Source organism: Labrenzia sp. THAF191a (assembly GCF_009363335.1).
Classification (GTDB): Bacteria; Pseudomonadota; Alphaproteobacteria; order Rhizobiales; family Stappiaceae; genus Roseibium; species Roseibium algicola.
In genome coordinates, this window is sequence record NZ_CP045333.1 from 4,903,241 (window position 1) to 4,917,615 (window position 14,375).

The 14,375-nt window shown below is 57.5% G+C and carries 9 protein-coding genes; 5 read left to right on the forward strand and 4 right to left on the reverse strand.

The genetic code is table 11. The features are described 5' to 3' along the window. Positions 1-26 precede the first annotated feature (26 nt). On the reverse strand, positions 27-1,427 hold the full coding sequence (gene sthA, locus FIV05_RS22490; protein ID WP_152511044.1) for a Si-specific NAD(P)(+) transhydrogenase: 1,401 nt from the start codon (positions 1,425-1,427) through the stop codon (positions 27-29). Between the two features lie 413 nt (positions 1,428-1,840). On the opposite strand from sthA, the gene FIV05_RS22495 reads away from it, so the two are divergent. The 5 genes from FIV05_RS22495 to FIV05_RS22515 all read left to right on the forward strand — a co-directional run bounded on the left by FIV05_RS22495 (position 1,841) and on the right by FIV05_RS22515 (position 7,575). Further along, positions 1,841-2,692, forward strand: coding sequence for a transporter substrate-binding domain-containing protein (locus tag FIV05_RS22495; RefSeq protein ID WP_173013911.1), 852 nt, complete (start codon positions 1,841-1,843; stop codon positions 2,690-2,692). Between the two features lie 234 nt (positions 2,693-2,926). Further along, entirely contained in the window at positions 2,927-5,113 is a 2,187-nt protein-coding gene (locus tag FIV05_RS22500) for an anthranilate synthase component I (RefSeq protein WP_152511046.1), read from the forward strand. Between the two features lie 306 nt (positions 5,114-5,419). Then, positions 5,420-5,758 (forward strand): hypothetical protein, encoded by a 339-nt coding sequence (locus tag FIV05_RS22505; RefSeq protein WP_062488992.1) that lies wholly within the window; start codon positions 5,420-5,422, stop codon positions 5,756-5,758. A 139-nt stretch (positions 5,759-5,897) separates the two neighbouring features. Next, positions 5,898-6,422: a TerB family tellurite resistance protein gene (locus FIV05_RS22510; RefSeq protein WP_152511047.1), complete on the forward strand. Its 525-nt coding sequence runs from the start codon at positions 5,898-5,900 to the stop codon at positions 6,420-6,422. Between the two features lie 214 nt (positions 6,423-6,636). Continuing rightward, positions 6,637-7,575 (forward strand): hypothetical protein, encoded by a 939-nt coding sequence (locus FIV05_RS22515; protein ID WP_209009756.1) that lies wholly within the window; start codon positions 6,637-6,639, stop codon positions 7,573-7,575. A 9-nt stretch (positions 7,576-7,584) separates the two neighbouring features. Here the strand turns inward: FIV05_RS22515 and amt are convergent, their stop codons facing one another. From amt to ilvD, 3 genes are all read right to left on the reverse strand, one after another. Beyond that, positions 7,585-10,779: an ammonium transporter gene (amt, locus tag FIV05_RS22520; protein ID WP_209009757.1), complete on the reverse strand. Its 3,195-nt coding sequence runs from the start codon at positions 10,777-10,779 to the stop codon at positions 7,585-7,587. A gap of 362 nt (positions 10,780-11,141) precedes the next feature. Then, on the reverse strand, positions 11,142-12,233 hold the full coding sequence (locus FIV05_RS22525; protein WP_152511048.1) for a metal-dependent hydrolase: 1,092 nt from the start codon (positions 12,231-12,233) through the stop codon (positions 11,142-11,144). 219 nt (positions 12,234-12,452) lie between these two features. Next, positions 12,453-14,297: a dihydroxy-acid dehydratase gene (ilvD, locus tag FIV05_RS22530; protein WP_152511049.1), complete on the reverse strand. Its 1,845-nt coding sequence runs from the start codon at positions 14,295-14,297 to the stop codon at positions 12,453-12,455. Positions 14,298-14,375 lie beyond the last annotated feature (78 nt).

The following is a 14,375-nucleotide window of genomic DNA, read 5'->3' on the forward strand; positions in this document are numbered from 1 at the left end:
CGTCAGACAAGGCCGCCACCGCTGGTTCAGTGATCCAGTGGCGGCATACGGTTCCAGGCATCGAGCGCGGCGATCTTGTAGGCCTCAGCCAGCGTCGGGTAGTTGAAGGTATTTTCGACGAAATACTCCAGCGTACCACGCAGATTGAGCACAGCCTGGCCGATGTGAACCAGTTCGGTCGCGCCCTCGCCCACAATATGACATCCAAGAAGCCGGCGGGTCTTGAGCGAGAAGATCATCTTCAGCATGCCGGTATCGAGACCCATGATGTGGCCGCGTGACGTTTCGCGGAAACGGGCAACGCCGCACTCGTAGGGAATGCCGCGTTCCTTGATCTCCTCCTCGGTCATGCCGACGGTCGAAATTTCCGGAACCGCATAGATGCCATAGGGAAAATACTCGGGCGGATCGTAGGCCTTTTCTCCCAAGGCCTGACAGGCCGCAATGCGCCCCTGCTCCATGGAGGTCGAGGCAAGGCTCGGAAAACCGATGACATCGCCAGCTGCATAGATATGCGGCACGTCGGTCTGGAAAGTCATCGGGTCGACCCTCAGACGACCACGATGGTCCACTTCCAGGCCGCAGCTTTGCAAGTTCAGGTTCGGGGTCGCGCCCATGCGCCCTGCCGCGAACAGGATGACGTTGGACCGGACACTACGGCCACCTTCCAGCGTGATTTCACATTCTGCGGGACCGTGTTTTTCGATCTTCTGGACCTTTGCACCAAAACGCAGCGCAATTCCACGGTCTCGGAGCTGATGCGTGAAATCGGCAACGAGCTCCTTGTCCAGGAAGTCGAGCATCGTGTCGCGCGGCTCGATCAGCGTCACGTGTACATCGAGTGCGGAAAATATCGAGGCATATTCGACACCGATAACACCTGCGCCGATGACAGCGACCGATCGGGGCAATTCGCCAAGCTCGAGGATCTCGTCGCTATCGAGAACATATTCTCCATCAAAGGGAACATAGTCGGGGCGGAAGGGCTTGGTTCCGACGGCGATGATGAACTTGTCCGAGGTGATGAAATGAACTTCCCCGGCATCGCCCTCCACTTCGATCTTGTGCGGCTCGATGAACCTTGCCTCGCCCCGGATCGTATCGACCTTGTTTCGGGCAAACTGATGCTCCAGAACCTCGACCTCGTGATTGAGGGTGATGTGCAACCGCGCGCGAAGGTCCGCAGCCGTCAGGTCTTCCTTCACCCGGTAGGAGCGGCCGTAGAAGCCGCGTTCGCGCCATCCGGTCAGGTTGAGCACGGTCTCACGCAAAGTCTTGGAAGGAATGGTTCCGGTGTGCACCGAAACGCCGCCGACCCGCCGTCCGCGTTCCACCACCAGAACATTGTAGCCGAATTTTGCCGCCTGGATCGCCGCCCGGCGCCCGGCCGGTCCGCTGCCGATCACAACCAGATCGTAGTGTTCCATGTGCCCCTCACTGCCAGTTTTCTGTCAGCCACTTGGCCTCCGTTCGTGCGGAGGCACCTTGTTGAAAATCGCTGCACTGCAAAAACAGCATCTTGGCGGAAGGGTCAAGAAGGCAAGCGGAAAATGAAGGTTTTCCGTGAGCTTTGGTGGAGAAGCCGGTCCTGACCAGAACTTGTATCCAGGTTGCAAGACAAACACGGTCCGTCGTCTATATACTCGCCATCGATGAGATTCTCGGTCTCTGCCGAGCCATTCCCCTCACATTTCATGCGACCTTTCAGGAAGCTGAAGTTCGAGAGCGAAACGTTAATATGAAGCACCTTCACGACAGCCAGGCGTGAACGGGATTCCCAACACTGAAAGGGTCGACCACCGAAATGGGATCATCGCCTTCCCAGACGGCGTGCCGGGCAATGGCATTGCTTGAAAGTATTACAGTCAGGCTGCCGCATGCGTTGGTTCTATTAAGTGCGATGCTGCTTTCGCCGAACGATAGCGCGAAGGCGGAACAATCCGGCCAATGCCCGATGCATGAAGAGATCGTTCTTGCAGCGGAAGATGCCTTTTTTCCCTATTCAGGCCTTCATGAGGGAGAGCTACGCGGCTTTGCAGTGGATCTAGTAACCGCTGCCTTGAGCGCAAAACACTGCGACGTCACGCTCCACGTCATGCCGTACAACAGGTGCATACGCGAGGTCGCCCAGGGCAGGCAGCTTGGCTGCTTCGACACCACCGGCTCGGATGAAAACAAGCGCAATTACATTTTTCACCAGACACCGCTCTTTTTCGGAAAGATCCTGGTTTACAGCCATCCGGACAACACGGCGAAATTTCATCCCGATTTCCTGAAAGACAAGACCTTCTCCGTGGTCAGAGGGTACACCTACACCGACGCCTTCGATGCCGATGAGACGATCTCGAAGGTAGAGGTGGATTCCGATCTGCAGACACTTGCGCTGGTAGCGAAGAGGCGAACCGACTACGCCGTCGCCTACGAAAAGGTTGCCGACTTTCACATCAGCAACAGTCAGGATCTCATTTCCCCAGCCCCCAAGGCCGTCCACGAACTCGCAAGGTTCGGTCTCTTCGTATCATTTTCCAAATTGACGCCCGAGCGCTCAAGCGCGGTAGCAGCCCTTCTCGATGAGGGACTGCACGCCATACAGGAGAATGGGACGTATGATGATATCGATGCAGCCTGGGACGCATGGCTGAAGCACGGTCTGAAGGACGGGCGGCCCGCGCCGCACTGGAAAAGCCGGTAAAACGTCAGGTAGTCTTTTTTCGTTGCCATCCAGAAGCGTATAATCTATCCCTCTTGCCATGAACATGAACCTGAAAGCAGCTTGGTGGTGGCGTCGCGCGAAATAGGCGGCCAGCGATCAGTCATGCTCTGAAGGGATCGAGTATCAAACCAAAGGCCGCCGCGGGACACCGCTGGCGGCCTTGGTTCTTTATAAGGCCGTCACAAAGGCAGCCACCAGAACGGGACCAGAGACATGCCGGTGCTGGCAGACCAGACCTATGAAACCGATTGCGGGATCACCATCCTGCGCACATCGCGCCCTTCCGACTACGAAACCGGAACGTCGGAATGGATCGACCGGCTGGATGCCGAGATGGGGGCGGTCCTTTCCTCCTCCTATGAATATCCCGGACGGTATACTCGCTGGGACATGGCGCTGGTGAACCCGCCCCTGGTGATGGAAGCAACAGACAGAAACGTCGAAATCCGTGCGCTGAACGACCGCGGAGGCCTGCTGCTGCCGGCAATTGCCGAAGTGCTGAAAAAACATGACGATGTGGCCACCTTCAATGCCGACGCCGGCAAGATCCAGCTGACGGTCAAGCGGCCTGACCGGTTGTTCAACGAGGAAGAACGCTCACGCCAGCCGTCTACCTTTTCGATCATCCGAGCCCTGAAGGACATGTTCGCCTGTGGCGATGACCAGCTCGGGCTCTACGGCGCCTTCGGCTATGACGTTGCCTTTCAGTTCGAGCCCATCGAACAGAAGCTCGACCGACCGGACGACCAGCGCGACGTCGTCCTGTTTCTGCCGGATGAGATCCTGATTGTCGATCACCACGGCAAACGCGCCTACGTGCTGGAATATGACTTTGTTGTCGGTGGTCGTACCACCAAGGGCATGGAGCGGACGGGAGCCAAGCAGCAGTATACGCCGGCGAACCGCGACCCGGGCCGCGGTGATCATGAATCTGGCGAATATGCAAAGCTCGTCGAGAAGGCCAAGGACTACTTCCGCAGGGGTGATCTGTTCGAGACCGTGCCCGGCCAGACCTTCTACGAGCCCTGCGCCAATCCACCGTCCGCCGTTTCGCGGCGCCTCGCCCAGATCAACCCTTCCCCCTATTCATTCTTCTTCAATCTCGGCAATCAGGAATATCTCGTCGGCGCTTCGCCGGAAATGTACGTGCGGGTCACCGGTGGTCGCCGGGTGGAAACCTGCCCGATTTCCGGAACGATCCGGCGCGGCAAGAACGCCATTGAAGACGAAGCCCAAATCCGCAAGCTGCTGAACTCCGCCAAGGACGAAGCGGAACTGACCATGTGTTCCGATGTCGACCGCAACGACAAGAGCCGCGTCTGCGTTCCCGGCTCCGTTCGGGTGATCGGGCGGCGGCAGATCGAAATGTACTCCCGCCTGATCCATACGGTGGACCACATAGTAGGCATCCTGCGCGAAGACATGGATGCGCTCGACGCTTTTCTCTCCCACACCTGGGCGGTAACCGTGACAGGCGCACCCAAACGCTGGGCCATGCAGTTTATCGAAGACCATGAAAAGTCCCCACGCGCCTGGTATGGCGGCGCGATTGGTGCCGTGCTCTTCAATGGAGACATGAACACCGGCCTGACGTTGCGCACCGTGCGCATCAAGGACGGCACAGCCCAGATCCGTGCCGGCGCGACCCTGCTGTACGACAGTGTTCCGGAAGACGAGGAAGCCGAAACCGAACTGAAGGCGGAAGCCATGCGGGCAGCCGTTCGCGAGGCCGGTCTTGCCGTCAACGCGCAAGAGAAGCGCGAGGACCGGAAACCCGGCAAAGGTATGAAGATCCTGCTGGTCGATCACGAAGACAGTTTCGTGCACACGCTTGCCAACTATTTCCGACAGACCGGCGCAGATGTCGTTACCTACCGAACCCCGGTGGCAGACCACGTTTTTCACGACGTCAATCCGGATCTGGTGGTCCTGTCTCCCGGCCCAGGCAATCCCAAGGATTTCGACTGTGCCGCCACCATCGGCCGAGCGCGCGCTCGCGCCTTGCCCATCTTCGGGGTCTGCCTCGGGCTGCAGGCGCTCTCCGAATACTTCGGGGCGGAACTGGGCCAGCTTGACGTACCGATGCACGGCAAGCCATCGCCGATTTCCGTTTCCGGAAACTCGTTGCTGTTCGAAGGCCTCAACGCCCCGGTGGTCGTCGGCCGCTACCACTCGCTTTACGCCAAACGGGAAACGGTGCCGGCAGATATCCGCGTGACAGCGGAAACCGAGGACGGGATCGTGATGGCGATAGAACACGAGAAAGAAGCGATCGCGGCGGTGCAATTCCATCCGGAATCGATCATGTCTCTGGATCAGGATGCCGGCCACAAGATTATAGAAAACGTGGTTACACGCCTTGTCGCGTCAAAAGACCAACAGGTGGCAGCAGCTTCCTGATTTGCGAGCATCCGGGCAATGTCAGCCCTCTCCAAACGTTGAAATCACGAACGGCGCCGTTGATGGCGCCGTTTCACTTTTTCCATTCAACGTCTTGTTTCTCAATACCGTTTACCCACGCGCACGAAAAGTGCCTGCCCATTTCGTTCCTGAAACTTGATGTTCCTCATCTGAAAATTTCGTGACTGAAAAATCAGGAACGATACCGGGTGTCATTGCATTTTCTCCCCGACCGCCTCAACGGCACGGACCTCAAGTCAGGTTTCAGCCAGTTGCAGGTGTCTCACGAAGCAAAGGAGAAAACCAATGCTTACCCTTAAGAAGACAATCGTTCCGCTCATGAGCGCATTCATCGCCTCCACGGCAATGGTCGGCTTCGCACAGGCGGAAGACCCTTGCGGCAGCGACGGAAGCGGCGACAAGCCAATCGTTGCATGTCCTGAAGCAAACGCAGCAGCTGCGGCCGATGCACCGGTTGATGCCCCCAAAGCAATGGTGGGCGATCTTGACGGCGACGAACCGTTGACAGCCGAACAGCAGGTTGAAGGCCGTGTTGAAAACCACGCTTCAACCAAAATGGACCTGGACGGCAATCAGGCAACCAACCAGCCGCTCATGGACAAGACCGACGGCAACGATTCCTAATTGAGCCGTCGAAAAACAGTCGCGCCGAACCGGCGCGGCTTTTTTTTTCTTTCAACTCCCGGCACCCTCGTGATTTTTGTCACGATTTTTCCCGCAACCTGAGGTAAAGCTGACGCAGTTTTTTTGAAGGAGATTTTCCTTGCATATTCTGCTTGCAGCTCTTGGCATTTTAGCCGCCGGCGCTTTTTGGATCTATCGAGTTCGCAGGGTCGCCGACAACACCAGGGTGGTGCTTGATGCTGCTCAAGACGTCAAGGCAGCCGCGCGGCGTTTCGGTTTCAGGACACGAGCAAACCAGCACCCGGCAGAAGGTGTCGATGATCCTCGTGTTTCGGCTGCATCTCTACTGGTCCTCGTCGCCGAAACCGATGGCGGCATTTCCAGAGCCGAACAGGATATGATCCTGGAACAGCTTCAGTCGGTGTTTGCAATGCCTGCCGGTGAAGTGGAGGAATTGTTCCAGTTTGCCAAATGGCTCGCCAATCAGAGCAGCAATCCGGACGACATGATCCGGCGCCTCATCAAACGTACGGTAAATCTTGGCGGTCGCGACACTCTGCCAGACTTGATCCGCATGGTCATTGCGGTGGGAAAGGCCGACACCGGAACCCTTACAGACGACACCCAACAAGTGATTGAGCGTCTCAAACAACTGAATGCCTGAGATCTAATTTTACGTTACGTAACTTCAGTATCGAAAGATAAGTTCTGCATCTTCGTTTCGCATGTTTCAGCATGATTTGAAGACTGCTTTGCCAAAAGAAAGTTGATTAACAGATTACAACAGAGTTCTATAGATATACGCAGTCTGGTTTATTCAGCCTTCACTGTTGAAAAGTATAAATACCAAATCCTGTCAAAACAGGTTTCAGGGAGACATGATGGCCGTAAGCGTACCAGAGGCAAGGACACGCAGGGTTCGGTCGTGGGGTGACGCATGCCGACGCCTCGGGGCGGCAGCCATTCTGATGTTTCCCTTTTATGGTGGACCTTCCGCAGCCGAAGATGGCGCGTCGATGAAGAACCACATCCTCGGTCTTGGGACCTGCCCTCCCTGGAACCCGCAATCGGTCGAAATCTGCCGTTACAGCGTTGACAAGGTGATGTCCTCACTGGCCCCGAGGCTCGACGCCGGGCCTGACCGGCAACACTTGCTTGTCAACGAGGGCGCCAGTGCTGCAGCGCTCAAACTCAAGGCAACAGAACTTGCCAACAAGCTCGGACCTGAAGACAGGCTGGTGATCTACGCCAACTTGCCACTTGGTGTTGTCGAGCCAACCGGCAACACTGACCAAACCAACTATGCGCTGGAACTCTGGGCAAGTGCCAGGCCCGAGACAACGCTTCAGGCGATCAGCGACGGAACCTGGATGTCTGCTTCCGCATTTGCGGCACTGATCCACGCCATTCCTGCTGGCGAAGTCATTCTGATACTGGACACCAACAATCCTCAGGCGTTCGACCTTGGCCTTCTTGAACATCATTCGGTCGATAACAAGAACAGGCCGGAAGCGTTGGTCATTTCCTCTGGCCCAGGCCAGTCAGCCAATTATTCCGCAGACCGCACGATATCGCTGTTCGGAAAGCATCTCGCTGTCGCGTTGCACGCTGGCGAAGGCACCCTGCAAGACATAGTGACGACGGCTGTCAACGGCACCCGGCAGGCGGCCATTCCCATTTGCGCGGAACTCAAGGAAAAGCGAGGCGAGACAACCGAACCGCAGCCCGACTGCACCCAGGTGCCGGAAATACACGATCCGGATGCCCTGCTGAACAGGACCATGCTTCTGCCACTGTCGGAATCCAATGTGAACTGACGAGGGCGTCTAGCTGGCTAGGTTCTTCTGGTTGGCCGCTTCAAACACCTGCAGCCCGCCGAACTTCAGCCGATCGAGCGCTTCACTCACTTCTTCCGGGATACTCCGGACAAGTTTGGACGTTGGTGCGGGCATTCCGATCAGATAACCCTGAGCTTCGTGGCATCCGCGCTGTGCCAACAGGCAGAGCTTTTCCGTGTCTTCCACGCCTTCGGCGACGACGCGCATCTTGAGAGCCTTGCCGAGCCTGACCACCGTTTCGATGATCGCCAAAGAACCGTAATTGCGCTGTGCTTCGGAAACGAAGGACCGGTCGATCTTGATGCAATCGAAGGGAAAGCGGCTCAGGTAGCTGAGGGACGAATAACCGACGCCGAAATCGTCCAGCGCTATTTTCACCCCGATTTCCTTTAGGCGTGTCAGCACCGCCAACGCTCTGGCGTCGTCTTCAATCAGGGTGTTTTCGGTGATTTCCAGTTCGATCCGGCCTGCCGGAACACCTGACGTTTCGATGGCTCTGCGAACGTCATCGACAAAATCCCGATCGCGGAACTGAACTGGGCTGACGTTGATACTGATGCTGGCAGTGGTGATTGTCGAGGAGGCTATCCTCAAGGCTTCAGCCAACACATACTTGCCGATCGGAACGATCTGGCCGGAAGCCTCCGCGACGGGAATGAACTCGGCAGGACTGACAAGTCCACGCTCGGGATGGTTCCAGCGGATGAGAGCTTCATAGCTGACGATACGCGCGGATGCCAGGCACATGCGCGGCTGGAAAAACAACTCAAATTCGCCCGCCGAGAGTGCCGTATTCATGTCCTTTTCCAAGGCCCTGCGCTGGCGAACTTCATCCCCCATGCCCGGCTGGAAGACACAATAGGTATGCCGTCCGCCGTTCTTGGCGTTATAAAGCGCGATGTCGGCATTGGAGATGACCTGGTCTTCGGCGTCGTATCCGGTCATCAGTGCAACACCGATGCTTGCTCCCGGTTTCAGAATTAGCCCGTGGCCACAGTCGATCGGCTCCGACAGGGACTTGACCAGACGCATGGCCATATCCTCTGCCTGATTGGCGAATTGAATGCCGTTCTGGATGATCGCAAACTCATCACCGCCGAGGCGTGAAACGGTATCGCCGTGGCGGCACGAGTGGCGCAAACGCTCGGCGGTGACACGGATAACGATGTCACCGACCGGGTGACCGTGCAGATCATTGATATCCTTGAAACGGTCCAGATCGATGATCAGAAGGGCTGCCGACATACCATACTGCTTGCACTTGCCGATGGTCTGTTTGAGCTCGGCATTGAAGACGGCGCGATTGGGCAGGTCCGTCAACGGATCGTGCTGGGCAAGGTGCAGGATCTGTGCCTCAGCCTTCTTGCGCTCCCTGAGGTCAACCAGAGCGGAGACTCGGGTCGGAATGCCGCGATAGGAAATGACACGGGTGCGGATCTCGACGGGTACACGCTCACCGGAGCGGTTGATCAGAGTGACTTCCCTCGGTTCCTTTTCCGCCTTGACCAGATGCTCCTCGAGCGTGCCGGCGAGTTCATTGTCGACAAACTCGTACAATCCACGCATCTCGAGTTCGTCGATCGGATAACCGATGAGATCCTCGAAGGTCTTGTTACCGTCCAGGATCCGTCCGTCGACCGAAATGACGATTGCATCGAAAGTGGCGTTGGCAAGGGCCGACAGGCGTTCGGCCTCTTCGCGTGTGCGCTTGGCATCTGCGGCACGATTGTGAGCCTGTTCCTCGTTCTGAACGGTGTCCATGAGCGCATTGAACAGACGCGTCAGACGCTCTGAATCATCGCCCTTGGCAACTTCCAGCCTCATGGAAAGGTCCGCCTTGCCGGCGATCAGGCGATCAAGAGCATCTTCCACATGTCCGATACCGAGCCGCGTGCCGTGCTCCGCCTCGTTGAGGCCAAGATCCTCGCTGGCAATGTCGAGCCGGATCGGCTGCATCTTGTTCAGGACGGACAGGACGAGCCAGCCGGACCCGAAACTCCAGACAAAACAGGCAAGCGCTCCGGTAAACTGGACCAGAAACTGCGGCAGATGAGCTCCCAGCGGCAACTGGTCTGCTGGTGCCAGAAGCGCCAGGCCCAGCGTACCGGCAACGCCTGAAAATCCGTGTACGCTGATTGCACCGACGGGATCGTCAATCTTCAGGACCCGTTCCAGAAGGATCGCACCGAGAATGGCAACTGCACCACCGGCGGCGCCAATCACCAATGCACCGACCGGGGTCAGAAGATGGCAACCGGCAGTGACGGCAACCAAGCCACCCAATAGCCCCGAGATCGAGTTTTCCGGCAGAATGACCTTGTCTTTCTGACGGCCAAGAAGATACCCCGCCCCGGTGCCAGCGGCGGCGGCAAGAACGGTGTTGGCGAGGATCATCGGCACATGCCAGGAGGCGGCAAGTGTGGAGCCGCCGTTGAAGCCAAGCCAGCCCACAAAAAGGATCAACGCACCAGACGTTGCAAGAACGGAGCTGTGGCCTTGAATGCGATAGGCCCGCCCGTCCACTCCGAAACGGCCGGATCTCGGCCCCAGGATTACACAGGCAGCCAGCGCGATCCATGCGCCCGTGCCATGGACCACCGTTGACCCGGCGAAATCGACAAAGCCGATGTTGGCAAGCATTGCCGTGGCATCTGAAAACAGCGCCTGTCCCCAGGCCCAATGCGCAAACACAGGATAGATCAGCCCGGCAGTCAGCACGGAACACCAGATATACGCCGAAAGGCGCATGCGTTCAGCCACCGCACCGGAAATGATTGTTGCCGCCGTACCGCAGAACATGACCTGAAAGGCGAAGATGGTCAGGCCCCAGGGGTCAAGCTCCGACAGACCGAACAGCCGCGTGTCAAATCCCGCAAACCAGCTTCCGCCGGCGCCGAATGCCAGCGAAAAGCCAAAGACCGCAAAGATCAGAACGGAGACGGCGAGATCGAGAAGGTTCTTCTGGGCAACGTTGATCGAGTTCTTGGAACGGACGAGGCCAGCTTCCAGCAACATGAAACCAACTTGCATCAACAAAACCAGTCCGGCTGCAAACAGCACCCAAACCATGTCCAGGCTCTTCTGGAAAGTCGCCAGCTCCATTGTCTGCGCGGCCACTGCAGGCCCCGCCACCAGAATACCGGCACCGCAGAGAACGGAACCTGTGTATGCCGCCCGGCTCATGATGTATTTGCCCCGTCGTTCGAAAACACAGGCATGATTTCGCCGAGAGGTTAATTCTGTCTTGCTAATTTTGTCAGGTCTTTTACTGCAAAATGGATGCCCATTTCTTCAGCAACCTCACCTAAATTCAAATGAACAAAATCCTAAATTTAACTAACTGAAATAATTGATCAAATTCGCCGCAACCACGCCAGCACCAACGCCGTACCGGGTATATCCCCGCAGAAAACATGCTCAAAATTCAAGCAGCTAACAATCTGTAAAACCTGAATAATTTCTGCCGCCACTTGCCAACAGGCAGTTTCACATCAACTCACACAAGCGGATTGCAGGAGCATCTTTTTCAACGGCCCTGTAGTGTTCTAACCGGTAGTCCCATCAGGGAGCGCACATGCCCGCCCGGCAATGGCCTCTCCAGTTCCAGCAACAGCTGCCTCCGCCTGGCGCACCGCTACCACACCCTTGAGCCGGGCAGTCAGCCACGTCCAGTCTTGCGGATCCACCCTCACCTCTCCCGTTGCGCTTCGTGGAGGGATCTCCCGGAAGCCATCGTCCTGGGCGTCGGCAATCGCAAAGCGGAAAACATAGTTCGGGGTCATGCCCATGCGCAGATCGGAGATGACGAGCTTTCCGTCGTCCAGTTCGGCCCTGTAGTAGCCACGGCTGAACCAGTCCAGTTTCCGGAAGGCCTGCGTATCTTCAACACAGGAAACGAGTTCCGGGTGTCGTGGATGGGTATAGATCTCCGGTTTCCCGCCCTCGTCCAGAAGCGAATAATACAGATTGTCGTAGCGATCTTCCTGAAGGCCGATGACCTTCCAGACGAGAATGTTGAAGGGCGCGGCAATTGCAAAAACCTTGTCTGGAAGAATGCCTTCCTGCCTGAACAGATCCTGCGCTTTCTGCTCGACATGACGCTGAAGGACGACGCTCAGGCCAAGATATCCGGTCGAAACCACCAGCGCAGCCGTTATCCAGGCCTGAAAGCGCCGTGTCCAGTTCTTCCTGAACAGAGCCCAGATCACGACGGCCAGAAGAGGCAGGGTATAGAGCGGATCAATAATAAACACCGACCCGACGCCGACGGGATCCGGATAAAAAGGCCAGAACAGCCGCGTGCCGTAGACCGTCATCGCATCAATGCCTGCATGGGTGGCAAGACACAGGAAGACAGTGAGCCAGGTCAGCCAGCGGCAGTCCCTCAAGCCCTTGAACAGCCTTATGAGCCCCTCGCCCAACAATGGCGCCGCCAATGCATGTACAAAGACCGAATGGGTCCAGCCGCGATGGTAGACGAAACTGTCGATGGGATCGTCATAGGGGATCAGGACATCCAGATCCGGCAACGTCCCGAAGGCCCCGCCGATAAGAGCGGCCTTTCTGGGGCCGAGTTTTTTGCCAAGGAGTGCTGTGGAGACGGCTGCGCCGAGAACAAACTGGGTAAGAGAATCCATCTACTGCCTTGGATCTGAACCGGAAGGTAAGCCGGATATTTGCGGCGGAAGCATGCGAATGACAAGGGTCTTTGGCGAATTGATTTCCCGAACTACCAACAGGCCTTCAGTCTGAAGCGATTGTCTTGCCTTGTCATAACCTTCAAATGACAAACGCCCCGCGGCCTTTCGGGCGCAGGGCGTTGCAGTTTCGGTGCCGAATTTCAGTTCAGCTCGTCGTCAGTCGACCACCCGGAAGGCGCCCTTGGAAGCGCTGGTGGTCAGTTTGGCGTAGGCGCGAAGTGCCGTTGAAACCTTGCGCTTGCGGATCTCGACCGGCTTCCAGGCCTGATCGCCCTTTGCTTCCATTGCAGCGCGGCGTTCGGCAAAGACTGAATCCGGCAGATCGACCTTCAGAACACGGTTCGGAATATCGATCACGATAGGATCGCCTTCCTCGACCAGTCCGATAGCACCGCCTTCGGCAGCTTCCGGAGAAATGTGGCCAATGGACAGGCCCGAAGACCCACCCGAGAAACGGCCATCGGTGATCAACGCGCAGGCTTTGCCGAGACCCTTGGATTTCAGGTAGCTGGTCGGATAGAGCATTTCCTGCATGCCCGGACCGCCGCGCGGACCTTCGTAGCGGATCAGCACCACGTCGCCTTCCTTGACCTTGTTGGTCAGGATCGCGGAGACGGCACTGTCCTGGCTCTCGAAGATCCGAGCCGGACCGGAGAACTTCAGGATGCTTTCGTCAACGCCGGCGGTTTTCACCACACAGCCATCCTCGGCAATGTTGCCGTAAAGCACGGCCAGGCCGCCATCCTTGCTGTAGGCATGTTCCGCCTCGCGGATGACACCGGTCTTGCGGTCGATGTCGAGATCGTCCCAGCGGCGCTCCTGGCTGAAGGCAACCTGTGTCGGCACACCGCCCGGTGCTGCACTGAAGAACTTGTGCACGCTCTCGGAGTTCGTCTGGCGGATATCCCAACGCGAGAGTGCTTCCTTCATCGTGGCCGAATGAACTGTCGGAAGGTCCGTGTGCAGCAGCCCTGCCCGGTCCAGTTCACCGAGAATACCCATGATGCCGCCCGCCCGGTGGACGTCTTCCATGTGGATGTTTTCGACCGCGGGCGCGACCTTGCACAGCACCGGAACCTGTTTCGACAGACGGTCGATGTCATCGATCGTGAAGCCGATTTCGCCTTCATGGGACGCTGCCAGAAGGTGCAGGATCGTGTTGGTGGATCCGCCCATGGAGATATCGAGGCTCATGGCGTTCTCGAACGCCTTGAAGTTCGCAATGTTCCGCGGCAGCACGCTTTCGTCGTCCTGCTCGTAGTAGCGTTTAGCAAGATCGACGATCAGATGCCCTGCTTCCACGAAAAGCCGTTCGCGATCTGCGTGGGTAGCCAGCGTCGAGCCGTTGCCCGGCAAGGCCAGACCAAGGGCTTCCGTCAGGCAGTTCATGGAGTTCGCCGTGAACATGCCCGAGCAGGATCCACATGTCGGGCAGGCATTCTGTTCCATGGTCAGAACGTCTGCATCGGACATCCGGTCGTCGGCAGCGGCAATCATTGCGTCGATCAGGTCGACAGACTTGGCAACGCCATTTTCCAGCACCACCTTGCCGGCTTCCATCGGCCCGCCGGAAACGAAGACAACCGGAATGTTGAGCCGCATGGCAGCGTTCAGCATGCCCGGGGTAATCTTGTCGCAGTTGGAAATACATACCAGCGCATCTGCGCAATGGCCGTTGACCATGTATTCGACCGCATCGGAAATCACTTCGCGCGAGGGCAGCGAATAGAGCATGCCATCGTGACCCATGGCGATACCGTCATCGACCGCGATGGTGTTGAATTCCTTGGCGACACCACCAGCCTTTTCCACTTCTCGGGCAACCAGCTGGCCGAGGTCCTTCAGATGGACGTGGCCCGGCACAAACTGTGTGAAGGAGTTGGCGATGGCGATGATCGGCTTGCCGAAGTCGTCGTCCTTCATGCCGGTCGCGCGCCAAAGGCCGCGCGCACCAGCCATGTTGCGGCCGTGAGTGGATGTTCTGGAACGATACGGGGGCATTTTCGTTTCTCCCTACGTGTGCAGGCCTTTGTCCCTCCGGCGCGACGTGCTGCCGGAGCGGATCAGGTTTCCGCGCCC